The sequence below is a fragment of the Parashewanella sp. 2304DJ23-3 genome (assembly GCF_056591695.1).
The window spans coordinates 252,996-272,630 of the sequence record NZ_JBWQOH010000004.1; the positions used below are offsets into that span (position 1 = coordinate 252,996).

Here is a 19,635-nt window from a genome sequence, read left to right on the forward strand (position 1 = left end):
AACCATTTTTAATGGTGTAATGTATAGAGTATGAAAAAACTATGCTGTAGATAAGCTGAATATCTTTTTACTTTCTTAAATTAAAGTAACTGATCAATAAGCAATCCAAAATCGCTAAAACCCAGCACCCAATTAAAACTTTCAAGCCCATAGATGCTGAAAGCAAGATATCTTGATACACACTTTGATGAATCATTTGCATGATTTGAGCAGGGTCTAAAGGGATTGTGCCAGCCACTATTTCATTGGCGATCTTATTGGCGATCTCCATGATTTTTTGCATCAGTAAAGCAAATGCTGCCATTGTTACAATAATAAATATCCATCCTCGCAGTCGCTTTTTAAGAATAAAGTGCCCAGAGCCTGGAAATACAAAGACTGAAAATAAGAGTGCTTTTGTTGATGGTTTCATAAATAGGGTAGATGTAAATTATTTAGTTAATTGTGGCACTAGAGTATTTAAGCGACAAGTATTTGCTCATTTAAGTTTTCAAAGAAGCAAAATATGTGAGCCTCTAATTAAAGTAATTTAGTTTAAAAAAGATTAAAAAGTATAAATATATCGCAAAAATCTTCGCATCATTAAGCTTACATTAAACCTTGAGCGAATAGAGTTCAATATTATAGTTTATGGATTTATTAACTATGCAGCTCCCTGAAGTATTTACTCATCCAGCCCAAATAACTTACCTTGTTCTTATCGCTTATATTCCTTGTATGGTAATAGAGTATATTCATTACTCATTTTTACAAAAAAACAAAGTAAAAGTTCGGAAAAATGCCCAATATAATTTTAGAGAAATATCCTGTAATTTTGCTCTATACGCTTGGCGTTATTTCTTTAATGTTTATTTTGCTTTCTTCACAGGGAAAATTTTTGCTGATACCATGAACTTTCAACTATTCCATATCAACATGAACTGGTTAACCCTCACCCTTTTAATCGTACTGCAAGATTTTCTATATTATTGCTACCACTACACCAGTCACAAACTTCGCTTCATATGGATTTCTCATTCAGTACATCACAGCTCCGAATACTTTAATTACACAACCGCATTGAGACTGAGCCCGTTACGAATTTTTTCATTCACTACGTTTTTCTGGTTGCCTCTAATTATCATAGGGTACTCCCCTGAATGGATTACTGTTGCTGTTATCACCAATCTGGTCTATCAATTCTTTATTCATACTCAAGCAATTAAATCATTGGGGGTCTTAGAATTACTTTTCAATACACCAGCGCATCACAGAGTACATCACGGAAAAAACAAACAATACTTGGACAAAAACTTTGGTGGTATTTTAATAATATGGGATCGAATATTTGGCACATTTGAGCAGGAGGTTCAACCCGTTGAGTTTGGTATAACTAAATCAGTAAATTCAGCAAACCCAATAAAAGTAGCTTTATTTGAGTTTATGAACATTTTTAATGACTTTTTCTTCAATAAAAAAACGGTTAAACAAAAAATAAAAAGCTTATATTCAATGAAACACTGAAAATAAGCCTGTGCAATTAATAAAAAAGGAGCCGAAGCTCCTTTATATTTATCAGCAAAAATTAACTTTCTTGCTTTGGACGACGTGGTCGACGTTGCTCACCACCAGAACGGTTTGAGCGATTTCTGTCATTGCCACGACGTTCACCGCCACCATTGCTACGGCGATCATTACCACCACCGTTACGGCGACGAGGAGGACGACTGTTGTTATCAGCAATCGCTTGATCACCCGCTTCGCGAATGTTCAATTGACGTCCACATACACGCACTTTTTTAAGGTGCTGTAATACTTCTTTTGGCATGCTATCAGGCAAGTCAACCGTAGTAACGGCATCATATAAATGAATTTGACCAATGTAGCGACTGTCAATGTTTGCTTCATTTGCAATAGCACCAACAATATTACCAACGCCAACTTTGTTATCGCGACCGACTTCAATCAAATAACGACACATTTTAACGTCTGGGTTATCTTTAAGCGATTCCGCTGTGCCCATGTTTTGTGGCATGCGGCGACCGCCATCACGGCCTTCACGTCCATCACGGCGCTTATCACGACCATCACGAACTCGCTCTTGCATTGCTGGTAATTGAAGAGGACGCTCTTCTTGTACTTTATGCAATAATGCTGCAGCCAATAAATCGGTATCAACTTCAAGTTGATTACACAGTTCTGCAACTGCTTCTTTCATGAAATCTAAGTCGCCAGATAGCGTTTTAGCCACTTGTTCACCTAAACGTGACAGGCGCTTTTCGGCTACAATTTCAGGACTAGGAACTGACATTGGCGCAATTCGACTATTCGTAGCACGCTCAATGGTGCGTAACATACGCATCTCACGATGTGTTACGAATAAGATTGCCATACCATGACGACCAGCACGACCTGTACGACCAATACGGTGTACATAGGCTTCTGTATCGTAAGGAATATCATAGTTGATAACGTGACCAATACGCTCAACATCAAGACCACGCGCTGCTACGTCAGTCGCAATGATGATGTCTAACTTACCTTTTTTAAGCTGATCAACAGCACGTTCACGCGCTTGTTGATTCATATCACCATGTAAAGGTGAAGAAGCATAGCCACGAGCTTCTAGCTTTTCAGCAAGTTCAACACAAGAGTTACGAGTACGAACGAAGATGATAATCCCTTCGGTATTCTCCACTTCAAGTACACGTACTAAAGCTTCTAACTTGTTATGTTGTGAAACTTGAACAAAGCATTGCTCGATAGACTCAACCGTTGTATGGCTTGCTGCAATACTAATATAAGTCGGATCGTTTAAATGTTTACTAGCAACACGTTTAATTTGCTCAGGCATGGTTGCCGAGAATAATGCAAGCTGGCTGCCAGCAGGCTTATGATCCAATACCCATTCGATATCGTCAATGAAGCCCATTTTTAGCATTTCATCAGCTTCATCTAATACGAGTGCTTTTAAGCTATCAAGTTTAAGCGTACCACGACGCATGTGATCCATCACACGGCCTGGTGTTCCAACAATAACTTGTGGCCCACGCTTTAGATGTTGTAGCTGTTGTCCCATACTTTGACCACCATAAATTGGTAGTACATGGAAACCTTTCATATGTTTTGCATAGCTATTAAAAGCTTCTGCAACCTGAACAGCAAGTTCGCGCGTTGGCGCTAAAACCAAAATTTGAGGTGCATTCAGCTTTGGATTACAGCTGTTTAAAAGAGGGAGTGCGAAAGCACCGGTTTTGCCGGTCCCCGTTTGCGCTTGACCAAGAATATCCTTGCCAGCCATTAATGGCTCAATACTAGCAGATTGGATTGGAGTTGGTTTCTCGTAACCTAAATCGTCAAGAGAACGCAATAATGACTCAGATAAACCGAGATCACGGAAAGTTTTTTCACTGGATGACATTGAGTTGTAGCCTTGTGGATGCACAGAAAAGTGCAAAGTAATTCACAGACAGAAAATCAACCCCGTGTCGATTTCCCGCACCGATAAGCGGCGTAGTATAACTGAAATAGAAGTTAAATACTATCGAATGCTTAAATCAAATTACCTGAGCTTTTAAAAGTTGGTTTAAACCTTTTTAAATCCTGTATGTGCTGCGAATCGATTATGCTCATGCCCTTTCAAAACTAATCCATCACGCTCTGCCATTCGACATCGGTTTAGATGCTTATTCTTACGAGTTTTAACTTGAAGCTCATCAAACTCTTCTTCAAAAGTTTTATAATTCTCAAGCATATCTTTTGTTACAGCCCTTCTTTCTCCAAGCCTGAAAGAGCCAAGCCTGACATCAACCGTTGTTCCACTTTCTGTCTTAATTACCGCCATAACCACAACTTTTTGAAGGTCATATTGACTAGCTGAAAGACATTTGAGTTTTATATTTTCCCCTAACTTCGTATTAAGCTCATTTATTTGACTCTTAGCATCATTCACAGTGTTTACACTTCGGAAAACTCCATTCAATGTGGTGTACACGCTATTGCGATCGTTTTTCCCTTGAAGCTTTTGACTAATTTCTTGTAAAGCAAATTCTTTCTTGTGCTCTTCATTCAGCTTTCCTTGACAACGTCTTAAATCTAATTTTTCACTCTTGTCTGTGCCAACATCCTTGACCACTAACTTATAGTTGATTGTCCAATCATCTTCATCAGCATGTTTTGGTGGAATAAATTCTCTTTCTATATTCGCATTATCCGTCGTAGAAAGCCCATCTTGTAACTCTCTATATGCCATGTCACATGCTCCGATGTCTTTTGCTGTATGCAACTCTACGATATTCCTCTCGATTTTAGCAGGGTTTAGTCCATTCCAAATGCCTTTCAACATCCCTAGCACCTTATTGATAAAACCAGTAGTATCTTGTTTGCTTGGTTTATTTGATGAATTCGTGCTAGCGAAATTTTCTAATTCAAATTGAGTACTAGATGATACCCAACCACTGTGTTGAAGTGTCACACTTGGTGCGGCCATAAAGCATTCCACCTTGAAAAATGATCATATCTAAAGCTTAGCACCCAGAGATTAAGCGATACCCAACCATTAAATTAACCTTGGTTCATTTCTGCTTTTATTTTTCATTCTAGAATCGTTATATATGAACTCTTGAAGGTGCTTAATTAAAATAATCGATGTTCAAAAGACTGCTTTAATTTATCTGTAGGAACAGAAACGAGTAAGTGTTCAGAGTTATCAATTTTTTGTTGTTCAGAGTCATCTTTTAATAGGTTAGTGACAATGTAAATATAGTAACTTACACCTAGTTCACTCTTCCTTTTTCTACAGCGGATACCTTTTTCCCAACCTGCGTTTTGAATTTGGGATGCAAGCTCATCAAGTTCATCCTCTGACAATGAAGTTGATGTCATGCCAGTTATTTGATTGAACGGTTCATAAAAAGATTCTTTCATATGAATTAAATCTTCCCATTGACCTTTCAAGTGAACCTTCATGGATCTGTTAAGCTCACTATATTGGCACTTTACATATTTGCCCGTAGGCCGCTCTTCAAGTTTTAAAACCCTCTCAGCCTTAATAGCATCTTGTACAGAAAGCACTTCAGTATCAAGAAGGAAGAATGGTAAGGAAATCGATTTTAACTGAATTGAACGATGTGCTGGTAACTCCAAACTCACAGAAAATGATTGAGGCTCTTTCGCATGAATCTTGTATGACAAATCGCATTCGACACCTACCTGATTTAAGCACTCTGTCAATTCACAAGCCGCAACATATAGTTGTTCAACAGTCGCAAAGTCTTTAGATATCAATCGGTTAAATTCATTTACGGAATTTTGATCTGTTATTTCTTTTTCTGATAATAAGTTTAACTGCTCAAGCTTAGATAAATCATTAAAAGCTATACTCCCGGCCACAGGTTTTTTGGTTAATAAAATTGGTTCTCTGCCTGGAGTGACTAAATAGTAATAAGCGTGATATTGACCATCCGTGTCAACCATGGCTTTCTTTTGGCATTCCATTTCACAATTCTGCAGAGCATGATTAAGTTCAGTCATTTGCTCATCACAAAACGCTTCACCTACACTACTTCCACTGATTAATTTAAGTCCATCATAGAAACCGGAATTCAATTCAAGGAGTTCTCGATATTTGCGTCCACATTTACCAATGGAAATTTTTAAGTCTTCTAAATGCCTTTTATCGACTGTATTTCTACTTCCGACCCTCGGTGTTTTTTGATGCTCGTACATTTGTGCTACTTTTAGCCTTGATTCACTACTCAATCGCTTAGATAAAGCCACCTCTTCTTCTCTTTGAGCAGGATCTACGAGCCGAAGCTCCCTTAATTCAATGCATGAGTGATCAGGTAACCTTAAATGAACTCGAACTACATTTCGACATTGCTTAACTTCAAGGCCGCCCCATTCAGCAGGTACAATGAGTCTCTCTAAATATTGAGCGGTATGTATTAACTTTTCTGGCTCCGAGTATTTACCAGCAATTAATAAAACTAATTGAGGTCTTATGAGATGGTAATTAGGGTGTTGTTTAAAGTGTTCACTCAATTGTTGAAACTTTTGTTTACGCTGAAAATGACTTGCATGTTCAAGCTGATTATCCGTTTCAACACTCTTCAAATTAATACGCGTTTGATCTGGCATTGTGAGAAAATAGGTGGTTTTTAATGTGTGAGAATCTGGATTCTGCTCAACTTCACACTTAACACTGACACCTTTTGCTGAGCGAAGTGAATAGTTTAGGTCTTCCATTACTCTTAGACAACTGACATCGTTTTTAGCTTTGCCTAATGCCAAAAAATTGGTTTCAACTTTAGACTTATCTAACTTCGTAAACCATCTGCATAGTAATCGAGCAACTTCAATAAAAAAACCATTACCAGAATCAAAGCTCGATACATCTTCAAGTGCGATTTCATTACTATCAGAAACACTGAACTTCAAGCTATGAGAGTTCCAGTGACCAGCAGAGATTATATGGGAGGAAGCACATGGCATTGGCATATCCTCCATTAATTTAAAACTTAATATATTATATTTTAACAAGATAAGATGAAGCCAACCCCGACCAAGTGGTTAAGCTTTCTTCACAAAAAAGCCCGAAAAATCGGGCTTTTTTGTGAGTTGTATATTAGATGTCACTACACACCTATAAGTTTAACCAACTAGATCCACTTCAAGAAAATCACTATCTTCATCTTTTGCTGACTCTTTCACTGTCACTTTCGCAAGGAGTTCCTTTCTAGAATGCTCCAACGTTTCATTATATAGCTTACGTATTTGTTCACTGTTTCTATATCCGCTTGATGACTTAATGCTAGCAAACACATCTCTGTCTTCAGCAATACTCAATATATCAAAAGGGTGCACCTGCAAGAGCAATTCCACTGCTTGATAGTCCCCACAGAGCAATGCCTTAACCAAAGGCAACTCTTTAGTCGGTAAGCCCGTATTTTTGACACTACTATCCAAACTTTTTTCTAAAGCACTACATGTATAACGATGTTTATCACTCACTCGAGGAGCAGAGCTATCAAGCTCAATTGCTATGTATATTTTATTTTGGTTATAAACTTGGATAGCAGCAAAGCAAGCACCACGTTGCATAGCTTGATGAATAAACTCAGATAGGGGCACTGCCAACTCAGTTTTACATTGTTCTGCAAGCGGACAAACTTCAAAAGCACTTACCTGACGGTCGTTAAGAATATTTGGATCGGCTCCTAAATCTAACAACATCTTTATAAGGTCAGTATTCTGTGACAACATGGCATAATGAAGAGCGGTATTACCCTGCTCATCTTGCAAATTAACGTTTGCGCCATTTTGAATTAATAATTTTATATACCGCCCTGAGCTTTTGTGTGCTGGGAGGCAACATGTCATTAAGGGAGTTTTACCTCTTTGGGCCTCCGTAACGTTACCATCAGGATCAGCGCTATGCTGCAACAATAGCTCGATATGTTTCAGCGTATTCTCCTTTGTAACAGCATAACAAAGTGTGTGTAAATGATTTTGAGCAACTCGATTGGTGTCTGTTTTGGATGAAAGTAGGACTTCCAAAAGTTTGTGTGAACTCTGATTGCAAGCATACTCAAACGCTGTGATGCCATTACATTCAACAAGAGGGTCGGCACCATATTCAATAAAATGCCGAGCTTGCTTAAGGTTATTAGCAGTACACGCAATCATCAATAACGTTTTACCATCCGTACCTTTAGCTAAAAGCGATGCCGTTGTGATATTATGCTTTTCTCCCTCAATGATGAGCCTCCCTTTATCGACAAATCCAAAGTTCTCTTTTCCTTTCCGCCCTAAATGCAAAAATGAATTAACAGTAGCAACAAAATTAAACATGCCCAATACACCTTCTTTACTACTTGTACAAACATAGTGATAGAAAATTTTTTGCTCTTTGGTTTTTTTTGATGATGTATCTGTACTGGGCTCTAGAACACCTGTCTTTAAGCGCTCTAAGTCCTCTTTAAAATATAATCCTTCAGGGACCTCTTCTACAAATATTGGATTAATCCAGAGCTGTTTATCTTCATTTTCTGGGGAAATTGCTTCAAAAAATGCACTCCTGGATAAATGTTCGCATTCAATCATGCTCATAGTTTTAGCCGAATGGCTGTAATCAAGAGCTAACCTTGGTCTGACGGCATAGCTAAAACATTCAGAATCGGATTTCTTCATGGTAACGACCAACAATCGCTGCTCTTGAACAGCTTTAGTTAACTCAGAGTGCTGTTGAGATGATGGTGTACCGTCATGCTCAATCGTAAAGTGAGTATACCCTCTATGAAAACTAATTCCGGTTTGAGCTTCAGCCATAGTGATTAAACGTTTAAATAAGAATAATTCACTGAATAATAAACTAAAAAACTTAACTACAGCTTACGGTAAAGGTAAATTCAGACAACATTAAACTCATTCAGGTTTTAGCTGACTTCACAAAAAAGCCCGATAAAATCGGGCTTATGGCTTAAGCTAAACTTAACGCTTATTTCAACATAGGCTTTAAAAACCTTGCCGTATGCGACACTGGATGCTCAGCGACTTGCTCAGGTGTTCCACAAGTTAAAATTGTGCCGCCACCCGAGCCACCTTCCGGGCCTAAATCCACAATCCAATCCGCAGTTTTCACTACATCTAAATTATGTTCAATCACTACCACCGTATTACCGTGAGACTTCAATCGATGCAATACGTCTAACAACATTTGAATGTCAGCAAAATGCAGGCCTGTTGTTGGTTCATCCAGAATATAGAGCGTTTTGCCTGTGTCACGTTTTGATAACTCTTTTGCTAGCTTCACTCGCTGTGCTTCACCACCGGATAACGTCGTTGCACTTTGTCCTAAACGAATATAAGACAGCCCGACATCCATTAATGTCTGTAACTTACGAGACACTGCAGGAATAGCATCGAAGAATTCACGAGCATCTTCAACGGTCATTTGCAGTACTTCATGAATGTTCTTGCCTTTATAACGTACTTCTAAGGTTTCACGGTTATAGCGTTGACCATTACAAGAGTCACAAGGGACGTAAACATCAGGTAAAAAGTGCATTTCAACTTTAATTAAGCCATCACCTTGGCAAGCTTCACAACGACCACCTTTGACGTTAAACGAAAAACGCCCAACTTGATAACCACGGCTGCGAGCTTCTTGTGTGCCTGCAAAAATTTCACGAATTGGGGTAAATATCCCGGTATACGTTGCAGGGTTTGAGCGAGGTGTACGTCCAATCGGGCTTTGATCAATATCGACCACTTTGTCGCAATGATCCATACCAATAACTTCGTCATACGGTGCAGGTTCAGTAACTGTAGCCTTGTTTAACACCTTATGAGCAATTCGATAAAAGGTATCGTTGATCAGTGTTGACTTACCTGAACCAGAAACACCGGTAATACAAGTCATCAAGCCTACAGGAATCGCTAAATCGACGTTTTTAAGGTTATTACCTCGTGCACCTTTTAGCTCAATGAGTTTTTCAGCATCATAAGGAACTCGCTCACCTTTCACGTGGATCTTTAACTCACCAGAGAGGTATTTACCTGTAACTGAGTCCTTGCACGATGTGATGTCATCAAATGTACCATCAGCAATCACTTGGCCACCGTGAACCCCTGCACCAGGGCCAATATCGATAACATGATCTGCCATACGGATGGCATCTTCATCATGCTCAACCACAATCACGGTATTCCCTAGATCACGAAGGTGCTTCAAGGTTTTCAATAAGCGTTCATTATCGCGTTGATGCAAACCAATTGAAGGTTCATCAAGCACATACATCACGCCAACAAGGCCTGCACCAATTTGGCTGGCTAATCGAATACGCTGTGCTTCACCACCAGAAAGAGTGTCAGCTGAGCGAGATAAGTTAAGGTAATTCAACCCCACATTCACAAGGAAGCCTAAACGCTCTTGAATTTCTTTTAAGATTTTTTCAGCGATTTTTGCTTTTTGACCTTCAAACATCAGCTCATCAAAATACGCTTTGGCTTCACCAATAGACCACGTAGTCAAAACTGGTAAGTTGATATCACCAATAAACACATTACGCGCTTCTTCTTTCAGGCGCGAGCCATTACAGCTTTGGCAATGTTGAGTATTGATAAATTTGGCCAATTCTTCGCGTACGGCATTACTTTCAGTTTCTCGATAACGGCGATCCATATTATTGAGGATACCCTCAAATGGGTGATTACGATTAACCACATCGCCTTTATCGTTGACATATTTAAACGCTATTTTCTGACGCCCAGAGCCATAAAATACGATTTTTTTGATATTGTCATCCAGCTGATTAAACGGGGTTTCAACATCAAAATCATAATGCTCAGCCAGCGATGTTAACATCTGGAAATAGTAGAAGTTACGTCTATCCCAGCCACGAATTGCACCACCAGCCAGCGACAAGTCATCATTAATAACCACTCTCGTTGGATCGAAAAACTGCTGAACACCTAAACCATCACAAGTTCCACAAGCACCAGCGGGGTTATTGAATGAGAAAATTCGCGGCTCGAGCTCAGTAATCGAATAACCACAATGTGGACATGCAAAGTTGGCCGAAAAAATAAGAGGCTCATGACTCGCATCGTCATCCATCGACACAACATGAGCAATACCACCGGATAACTCAAGTGCAGTCTCAAACGATTCGGCTAAACGCTGTTTTAAATCTTCACGCACTTTAAAGCGGTCAACAACCACTTCGATAGTGTGCTTAACATGTAAATCCAAAGCTGGTGGGTCGGATAAGTCACACACGTCGCCGTCAATTCGAGCTCGAATATAGCCTTGTGCAGCAAGGCTTTCGAGCAGCTTAACGTGCTCACCTTTACGGGCGTTAACGACAGGTGCTAATAGCATTTGGCGGCTGCTTTCAGGCAACTCAAGGACTTTATCCACCATCTGGCTAACCGTCTGCGCCGTCAATGCTTGATGATGAGTCGGACATCGAGGCTCACCAACTCTTGCGAACAAGAGACGTAAGTAATCGTAGATTTCGGTGATAGTACCAACGGTCGAACGAGGATTATGCGAGGTCGACTTTTGTTCAATGGAAATGGCTGGACTTAAGCCTTCAATATGGTCGACATCGGGTTTTTCCATCAAGCTTAAAAATTGACGAGCATACGCTGACAGTGATTCAACGTATCGACGTTGACCTTCTGCATAAAGCGTATCAAACGCTAAAGAGGACTTACCTGAGCCAGATAAACCAGTGATAACAATTAGCTTATCTCTGGGAATGGTTAAATTGATATTTTTTAAGTTGTGGGTTCTGGCACCGCGTACTTCAATTTTATCCATCTGACTCTACATGCCCTTAGCGTAAAAAATTCAGTCAGCTAGTATGACAGATTCTGTTTATTGAAGTAATGCTATTTGCGAGTAAAAGCTATATTTCTAATTCTCAAAGAATAAAGGCAAGATAGAGTTTAGTTTTACTTTGCAATTTTAAGCCGATAATTGACTTTGCTCGTCATTAAACCATTGAGCGATCTTGTCTTGTTGACATTCGCTTGCGTATTTAGCCCAGTCAGGTTCATCTTCAAGAGATTGCAGAGGCTCAGGAATTTCAATCTTTTTCAGTAGTTTTATCGATTCTAATTTTCCAAGGTGTATCATCCAATGCGTAAATGTCATCAAATTCATAACTTCATCAATATAAAAAAGTATCTCTCTAGTAATATCTTCTTCATTCTCTAAAATAGCCTTTTCAAGCGCATTTGCAGCTTTCGACGAAAAGCCTGCCAACTGTTGCTGCCCCCAGTCTTTTATCTCTATAGAAGCCTTTGTCGAATCTTTTTGTTCATGATCAATCCCCCTTAATTTGAACCAAGTCTTCAATTTTAAACTACCTATTGCCATCTCAGAGAGAGTCTCGCCTTGTAAATTAGCAGGTGTACGAAAATCAAAGTTATGCTCAATGAGATAATCGATCATCTCAGTAGAATCAGACATGACGGCTTGAACATGTAAAGAATGCTTCGAATGACTTTGAGTGAGAACATCAGAGGTAAGAAGATTAAGTCGTTCCAACTCCTTCAATAGCTCTACTTGCCCCCATGATGTTGCATAAGCCACGACATCAAACCCCAGCCCATCAAGAGCGTTCCATTGTTCTCCCATTTGTTCAATAAGCTCTTTCGCAGCTGAAATATTACCGTGTAGTATTGCATAATGAATCGGCAACTTTCCTGTTTTATCCGATTGAAGTATATACGATTTAGGCACCAAGCTCATTAAAGGCGCCAATGAATGGCTTTGAGAGTTCATCACTGCACAGTGTAAGAGGTTTTGGCCTCGCTCATTGGGAATAGTAAGTAACTTATTAAATTCAGACTTAAAGTTGTGGAACACCCAATGAACAATATCAAATCGTCCCAATATTAATGCTCTAGAGAGTATATGTTCTCCTCCCACTAATTGACCTTCCGACTTAACACAACATGCCTTGCAGCTCTTAAGCATAGGAGCGATTTCCATAAAATCATCAGGCCTATTTTGCAAAATGAACTCCAACCAGAATTTGTCTAATCTTTTGCTTAAACGGTTTGGGTCTTTAATGGCGTGTTCTAACATAATTTTGACGAAGGATAATGGTGCATTGTTGATAGCGCGTCCGATAGAATCAACTGCTTTATCAGATGGTTTACGAAAAACATCTGCTCCCATTTTTTCTGCAAGCTCTTTAACTGCCGTAATGTTTCCATGGTTTATAGCATAGTGAATAGGATGAAAATTATCTTTATCAGCATCGAGCAGACAACTTTTCGGCATAAGATCTAAAAGCGGCCTTATTGAATGGTTCCCACGAATTGTTGTTGCAAGATGTAATAGGTTTTGTCCATTATCATTTTTTACAAGCAGCCCTCGATGAACACGAGACCTATAGTTTTTTATTAGCCAATTGGCGTTCTCTATATGTCCCGATAGCAATGCTTGAGCAAGTATTTTCCCCTCATCTTTATCAGTGCTTACTCTATCTAAAAAGCACATACCATGTTTCTTTAATAACCCTGCGATTTTAATAAACTCTTCAGGTCTGTGCGCTAAAATATACCCAAGTCGAGACTCCTTGCCTCTGTACTCTCTCAAGCAATATTTTTTGGCTGTTTCTTCTATCATGGCCGTTATAATATCAAGTGGTGCTGATACAATTGCATAAGCTAGTGGAGAGTGTTTATTTTCGCTTAATTTAAAATAAATATCTGCTCCATTTTCTAATAAAGAACTTTGTTCTGCTGGGCATTTATCTTCTAAGGGCCTATCAAGATCAATACCATGATGTAATAAATATCGAATCGCCAGCTTATTTTTTGCATCAATAGCATAGTGAAGCGGCAATCGTTCACTCTTATCTCCAAGGTTACTTTTAATTTGTGATAATAAATAACATTGGTACTCCGAGGAACCCTTACTATATTCTGACAAAATACTAAACTTATCCTGAAATTCAAACATCAGTTTGACGAACACGGCCCCCTCACTTTCTACAGCATAATGCAGAGCAGTTTTACCATCTAAATCCTGAATGTTTATATTAAGTCCTTCAACCAACATCTCCTTGAATAATTCTGGCTCTCCTGAATTCACAGCAAGAATTAATGGCGGTGTCATTCCCTTGTTATGTTGATTAGGTCCAGCTCCACTCTCGAGGAGTAATTTGACCATTTCTGTATGTTTAGCCTCAATCGCCAACATCAGTGGGGTTTTGCCTGTTTTAGAAGATGAAGCATTGATAAGTTTTGCAGTTTCAGTGTCCTTTAACATAATACTCACTAGCGATTTATCACCTCTTAGAACTGCTAGATCAAACGCTGTTAAACCCTCTTTGTTTTCCTTGTTACTCCATTTCGTTTTCTGACTCATAAAAGGTGTTAATAACACCTCATATTTACCCATATGTTGAAGCAAATCATGAATAGGTTCGTTTCCAGTAGTTGGATTAACTCTGAGCCATTTCTGTGTATCCTGAGTTAAAGATCTTTCTCCAAATGGAGACCAGTCCTCTGGCACCCTCAACAATGGATCAGCACCGCTTTGTATTAAAAATTCTGCAGCTTCAAACTGACCATGCTGAATAGCCCATACCACAGTGTTAAAACCGTAATTACTTTCACAATTAACATCTGCCCCAAATTCAACTAACAGCTTTAGGATTTCGACATGTCCATAAGATGCAGCAAAATTAATGGCTTTTTCCCCAAAAAAAGCATCGCCTTTTGCTGAAAAGCCACTTTCGAGTAAAAGCCTTACAAGTTCATAATTATTTGTCTCTATTGCCAAACCAAGCGGGAACATGTCATGGACTTCAACTCTATTTGGCTTAATATTTTTAGAGGAAATTAAAATTTTGACTATTTCAGCATTACCACTTTTTATAGCCATTCCAAGTTCTGAAATATTAGGCTGAGCCACTTTTTCTGAGACTTTTTCAGCTGGAGATGCCCAATAATTTACTGGCACTCCTTGTGCTACTATATGCTTTACAATATGTGGACATCCATATTTAACCGCCTCATGAAAAACTGTTTCCCCAGTCTCAATATTTCTGAAAGGCCTTTTCGATCCTTGAGCCAAACTTTCGGTCCATGAGCCAAGTGGCGTTCTATCATCGGCATTTTTTAGTTCAGTAGATGCACCAAGTTCAAGTAAATATTCAATTGCTTTGAAGTTAAATTTGTGTGCAACTAAATGTAATACTGTATTCCTTGCCGCATCTATAGGTTCATTAATATTAATTTGAGAAGTCTCAAGAATAATCTTAATTGCATTTAAATCACCTAATTCAGATGCTCTCTTAAGCAGCAACTTTATTTGATCTCTCGTAAGGTCATCGTTTATTTTTTGTTTAAAGCATTGATAGTTTTTTGCAATCAGAAAATGGCTTGCTAATAACATTTGTGGTGTATCGAGTTCACTCCAATTTTCAGGTACTCTTGCGAGATCTAGTGCATCAATATTAAGGGGCAAAGTGGATTTCGATATTTTAGGTTCACCGGCTAGATCTAAAGCGTCAAGGCTGCCAAGATCAATAGGTGACGCCTCTTGAGGAACATGACGATGTTTAGGCTCTCTTGCTAAATCTAATGCGTCAAAACTCCGAGGAAAAGTGAGCTTCGGCGTAACTGACTCAGTCCAATGCTTTGGTACACTTGCTAAATCTAATGCGTCTGAATGCGTTGATAAAGTAGGCTTCCCATTATGACTGGGACTATGCATCGATTTAAGAAGCAATTCTATGTCTTCTGAGTTCCCCTCTTCCTTTAACTTAATTAAAAACGGTATTTGTTCCCGTTTACTATATTTATTGAATACTCTACTTATTTCTGACCTATCTTTACTTTTCAAGGCTTTTCTTACTTCAACTTCACAGTACCATACTAGTTCAAAAGACTCTTGCGCCAAATTAGAAGATAAATGTTTGCAGTCTGCTGCTTCATATTGTGCACTGCTAGGCTCAATACTTCTTTCAACTGTTACTGGTTCAGCAGTTGAGGGGTCTTCTATATATTGCTCTAACGAGAATTTAAATGTCTCTTTAGGAGTAACGTCAAACTCTGAAAAACAGAGGGGAGTTGACTCTACACTCACAAATTCAGCTTTTTTCGTTACACTTCCATTATGATGCCAACTTGAACAAGTTGAATTTTCGGTTTCTTCAATACTCCCAGACTTAACTTGCCACTTTTGCTCACCTTTAGTAGCTGTGCCAATAACAAGCTGATTAGGGAATAAGCGCATTTCTTGCTTATCAGTTTTATTTTCCAATAAGGGTAAAGCTGAGTGCGTATTGGGAAGCCATGCTGCCATAAGAAGAAAGTATTAAAGAAAAGTAACTCTAGACTATGCTGCTTATTTCTATATGCAATATTTATGAAAAAAAATTTAAAATGAGAATAACTAAAATTAACAGAAGAACATTATTGCCAAGTTTTCTGATGTATTTCTAGTATTTAGCTTTAGTTAGTCTCACAGACACTGAATTCTAGTTACAAATAACATAAACTAACCTTATGTTATTTGTTCTTAGCTACTTTTTCTTACAGATTTCTCAATAACTTACCTGACCTTAAACTGTACGGCGTCTTGATTTTTTTTGAGTAGAGCATTTTCACTATGTTATTATGCGTCCCCTTCTGTTTTTTTGATGTTTAAGGCTCCCATATGGTCAACAATGGCTTATCTAAAATAGAGAAAAAAGTCGCATTTTCTCTGGCAAGTGTGTTCGGCCTCCGAATGATGGGGCTTTTCATGATCATGCCGGTATTTGCCTTGTATGGTCAGCACTTAACGGGGTTCTCTCCATTGTGGGTGGGTATTGCTATTGGTGCCTACGGTTTAACCCAGGCCTTATTACAAATTCCAATGGGCATTCTTTCTGATAAGTTTGGACGAAAACCTATTATTCTCATTGGTCTCGTCTTGTTCGCTATTGGTAGCTTAATCGCAGCCTCCGCAGACAGTATTTATATGGTTGTCTTTGGTCGAGCGGTTCAAGGTATGGGAGCAATTGCCGCCGCCGTTTTAGCACTGGCTTCAGATTTAACTCGTGATGAGCAGCGAACCAAAGTCATGGCGATCATTGGCATGTGCATTGGGTTTTCGTTTGCATTAGCCTTATTAGCGGGGCCTATTGTTGCGGAGCATCTAGGCTTACATGGTCTGTTCCTGATGACTGCTGCCTTTGCCGTATTGGGAATGCTGATTGTTCAGTTCTTCGTGCCAAACCCAGTAACTCATGCTCCTAAAGGTGATACAACTGCGGCACCAGCACGTTTAAAAGCCATGCTAAAAAATCCTCAGCTCGTACGTTTAGATGCAGGGATCTTCATCCTTCATTTAACATTAACGGCTGTGTTCGTTGCATTGCCTTTTGTATTAGTAAATGCAGGTTTTCCTAAAGAAGAGCATTGGAAGCTGTATTTCCCAACATTTATCGGCGCATTCTTTTTGATGGTTCCGTTGATCATTATTGGTGTTAAGAAGAAAAATACCAAAGCCACGTTCCAAATTTCACTGTTAATAATGCTCGCAGCATTAGCAATCTTAGCCATTTCGGGGCAATTCTGGGCAATTGCCGTTGCCATTCTATTGTTCTTCACCGCTTTCAACTATTTAGAAGCCTCATTACCAAGCTTAATTGCTAAATTCTGCCCTGTTGGCGATAAAGGCTCCGCTATGGGCATCTACTCCACTAGCCAATTTTTAGGTGCATTCTGCGGCGGTATGATGGGAGGGAGCATGTATCAATTTGTTGGTAGTACAGGCGTCTTTATCTTCGCCTTTGTACTCGTCACAATTTGGTTATTTTTATCACTTGGAATGAAAAACCCTGTACTACTGAAAAGTTATACATTAACGGCTAATATTAAGAATAAGCAACATGCTAAAACCATGGCTGAAGAGCTGGCAAACCTAAAAGGTGTTGCTGAAGCAACCTTGATTGCAGAAGAGCAAGCAGCCTACCTCAAGGTAAATGATCAATTTGATTTATCCGAGGCTCGAGCTGTGTTAGGCTCTACTGAATAATCTATTCATGCCTTTGAATAAGCATAATTCAGAGGCATATCAAAAAACCGCGTACCTTTGCCGTAACGCAAGTAAGCAATAAAATATATAAAGACTCTCAGGAGATATTAATGGCCAGTCGTGGTGTTAATAAAGTAATTTTAGTTGGCAACTTAGGACGTGATCCTGAACTACGCTACATGCCAAACGGCAACGCTGTAGCGAACTTCACGATTGCTACAAGTGAAACATGGAAAGACCAACAAGGTCAGCAACAAGAACGAACTGAATGGCATAACATTGTAATGTATCGTCGTTTAGCTGAAGTTGCAGGCGAGTACCTTAAGAAAGGTGCAAAAGTTTATGTTGAAGGCCGTCTACAAACAAGTAAGTGGCAAGATCAGCAAACTGGACAAGATAAGTACCGCACAGAAATCGTTGCTAATGAAATGCAAATGTTAGACAGCCGTGGTGGTAACGGTGGTCAAGGCGGCGGTTATGGACAAGCTCCACAGCAGCAATCTTACGGTTCTTCTGCACCACAGCAACAGCAGTCAGCTCCGGCTTACCAATCACAGCCACAGCAGCAACAATCTGCGCCTGCGTACCAGCCTGTTCAACAACAGCAACAATCTGCACCGGCACAACAATCGGCTCCTGCAAAGCCTGCTCAATCACAACCGCAGCAGCCTCAGCAACAACAAAATTACACGCCAAATCTAGATGATGGTTGGGACGACGATATTCCGTTCTAACCTGAAACAAAAATGAAAATGTTGAAAAACATCCTCAAAAGCCGCTATTTAGCGGCTTTTTTGTAAGAGGAAAATAATGCTATTTAAATGAAAGTTCAAACTGATCACAATTGTTCAATTCCTGATTTTTTTCACACCTAACTATATGATCACTTTTTGGATTATGTACCGTTGCAAAAACATAATCGTGAGAGCTCTCAATTCCTCCTAGATAAGTTGAACTCGAAACTTTGATTACACCTTTATAACTGCAAGATATCTTATCACTGCTTTCTAACTTACATTCACTCAGCTGCCCTTCCTCACCTAAAACCCAAAATTCGTCGTTATCATCATTTGCTGCTATTCCACCATCCTCCTTGATAAAAGCCGCTCCATTTAAATAATGGCAATCTGTGATACCATCCTCAGTATTAAAATTACACAAACTCAGAAATTTTGGCGATATATCATCATTATATAAGTAAACTTTCTTTCCACTATTATTAAACTTTAACACTGTCGGACCGTGAAGCTGAATTTTTGAATCACTACCTTCTTTAACTGAACAACCCTCACTATTATCTGGATGTGATGTACATGTAACTACGGGCATTAAAGCACTTAACTCTTTGAGTGCACAATTCATATCATTACCAGAGAGTAATTTACAAGTAATCATTACATCATAAAGAGAACGAGTATTAGGTTTAAGCTTCTGTGCTAAAACAGTCAAAACCTGTCCTGACGGATCTATTACTAACGAGCCTATATTTTCAAGGTTAAACTTATCAAGTGCTTTGATGAAACTGCAATTATTATTCGTCGGCCCATCTACTATGCATTTTTTGAGAAATGCTCCATCTTTATTCAAAGAAACAAATAAAGATTTATCTGTAGGGTTGACGGCCATATCTGAAAAGTAGCTATAACTCCAATGGTGTTTTACACACGCATAGAAAGGTTTATCGGCTCCAGGTTGAACATCACAACTTATTATCTGTTGGCCATTATTATCTTCTGCCTCAATATACACTTCCGATTTATCTTTAGAAAAAATCATCCTATGTAGATTAAAGGCTTCAGGGCTATCACTGACTGCTTGTTCAACTTGAGAAAATGGAGTTACCGTTTGCGCATATGCAACATGGAAACAACTGAGCATTAAAGAGAAAGTAATAAACGTTATACGACTAGCCATAGAGCTTTTCCTGTTTAATAAGAAGAAATAAGTAAATACCCTTCAATAAGTTCTCTGAAATTATTGCAAGTAAAGCAATTGTAGCCTCATGGGGAATAACAGCTTCATTACTGCAACGATATTTCACCGCTGAGGAAAAACATCACGCGATAAAATATAGTTTAACTAACAACATTTACCTCAAAGTA

At 39.0% G+C, this 19,635-nt stretch carries 11 protein-coding genes; 3 read left to right on the top strand and 8 right to left on the bottom strand.

The window, feature by feature from the left end; genetic code table 11:
* Window positions 1-67 precede the first annotated feature (67 nt).
* Window positions 68-412 (bottom strand): hypothetical protein, encoded by a 345-nt coding sequence (locus AC1EU2_RS10990; protein WP_480298324.1) that lies wholly within the window; start codon window positions 410-412, stop codon window positions 68-70.
* Between the two features lie 218 nt (window positions 413-630).
* Here AC1EU2_RS10990 and AC1EU2_RS10995 point away from each other — a divergent pair, with 218 nt between their 5' ends.
* Complete coding sequence (locus AC1EU2_RS10995; protein WP_480298325.1) at window positions 631-1,503, top strand: sterol desaturase family protein; 873 nt, start codon at window positions 631-633, stop codon at window positions 1,501-1,503.
* Window positions 1,504-1,564: 61 nt separating this feature from the next.
* On the opposite strand, the gene AC1EU2_RS11000 is transcribed toward AC1EU2_RS10995, so the two are convergent.
* The 6 genes from AC1EU2_RS11000 to AC1EU2_RS11025 form a co-directional block, all read right to left on the bottom strand.
* Window positions 1,565-3,400, bottom strand: coding sequence for a DEAD/DEAH box helicase (locus AC1EU2_RS11000; protein WP_480298326.1), 1,836 nt, complete (start codon window positions 3,398-3,400; stop codon window positions 1,565-1,567).
* A gap of 165 nt (window positions 3,401-3,565) precedes the next feature.
* Window positions 3,566-4,468: a hypothetical protein gene (locus AC1EU2_RS11005; protein ID WP_480298327.1), complete on the bottom strand. Its 903-nt coding sequence runs from the start codon at window positions 4,466-4,468 to the stop codon at window positions 3,566-3,568.
* A 146-nt stretch (window positions 4,469-4,614) separates the two neighbouring features.
* A complete protein-coding gene (locus AC1EU2_RS11010; RefSeq protein WP_480298328.1) occupies window positions 4,615-6,471 on the bottom strand; it encodes a hypothetical protein in 1,857 nt (618 codons plus the stop codon).
* A 159-nt stretch (window positions 6,472-6,630) separates the two neighbouring features.
* Window positions 6,631-8,307 (bottom strand): ankyrin repeat domain-containing protein, encoded by a 1,677-nt coding sequence (locus AC1EU2_RS11015; RefSeq protein ID WP_480298329.1) that lies wholly within the window; start codon window positions 8,305-8,307, stop codon window positions 6,631-6,633.
* Window positions 8,308-8,476: 169 nt separating this feature from the next.
* The gene (gene uvrA / locus AC1EU2_RS11020) at window positions 8,477-11,305 is read right to left on the bottom strand and encodes an excinuclease ABC subunit UvrA (protein ID WP_480298330.1); all 2,829 of its coding nucleotides are present in this window, start codon (window positions 11,303-11,305) and stop codon (window positions 8,477-8,479) included.
* A 147-nt stretch (window positions 11,306-11,452) separates the two neighbouring features.
* Entirely contained in the window at window positions 11,453-15,352 is a 3,900-nt protein-coding gene (locus AC1EU2_RS11025; RefSeq protein ID WP_480298331.1) for an ankyrin repeat domain-containing protein, read from the bottom strand.
* Between the two features lie 816 nt (window positions 15,353-16,168).
* On the opposite strand from AC1EU2_RS11025, the gene AC1EU2_RS11030 reads away from it, so the two are divergent.
* A complete protein-coding gene (locus AC1EU2_RS11030) occupies window positions 16,169-17,533 on the top strand; it encodes an MFS transporter (protein WP_480298332.1) in 1,365 nt (454 codons plus the stop codon).
* 110 nt (window positions 17,534-17,643) lie between these two features.
* Complete coding sequence (locus tag AC1EU2_RS11035; protein WP_480298333.1) at window positions 17,644-18,267, top strand: single-stranded DNA-binding protein; 624 nt, start codon at window positions 17,644-17,646, stop codon at window positions 18,265-18,267.
* Between the two features lie 79 nt (window positions 18,268-18,346).
* Here the strand turns inward: AC1EU2_RS11035 and AC1EU2_RS11040 are convergent, their stop codons facing one another.
* Window positions 18,347-19,447: a hypothetical protein gene (locus AC1EU2_RS11040; RefSeq protein ID WP_480298334.1), complete on the bottom strand. Its 1,101-nt coding sequence runs from the start codon at window positions 19,445-19,447 to the stop codon at window positions 18,347-18,349.
* Window positions 19,448-19,635 lie beyond the last annotated feature (188 nt).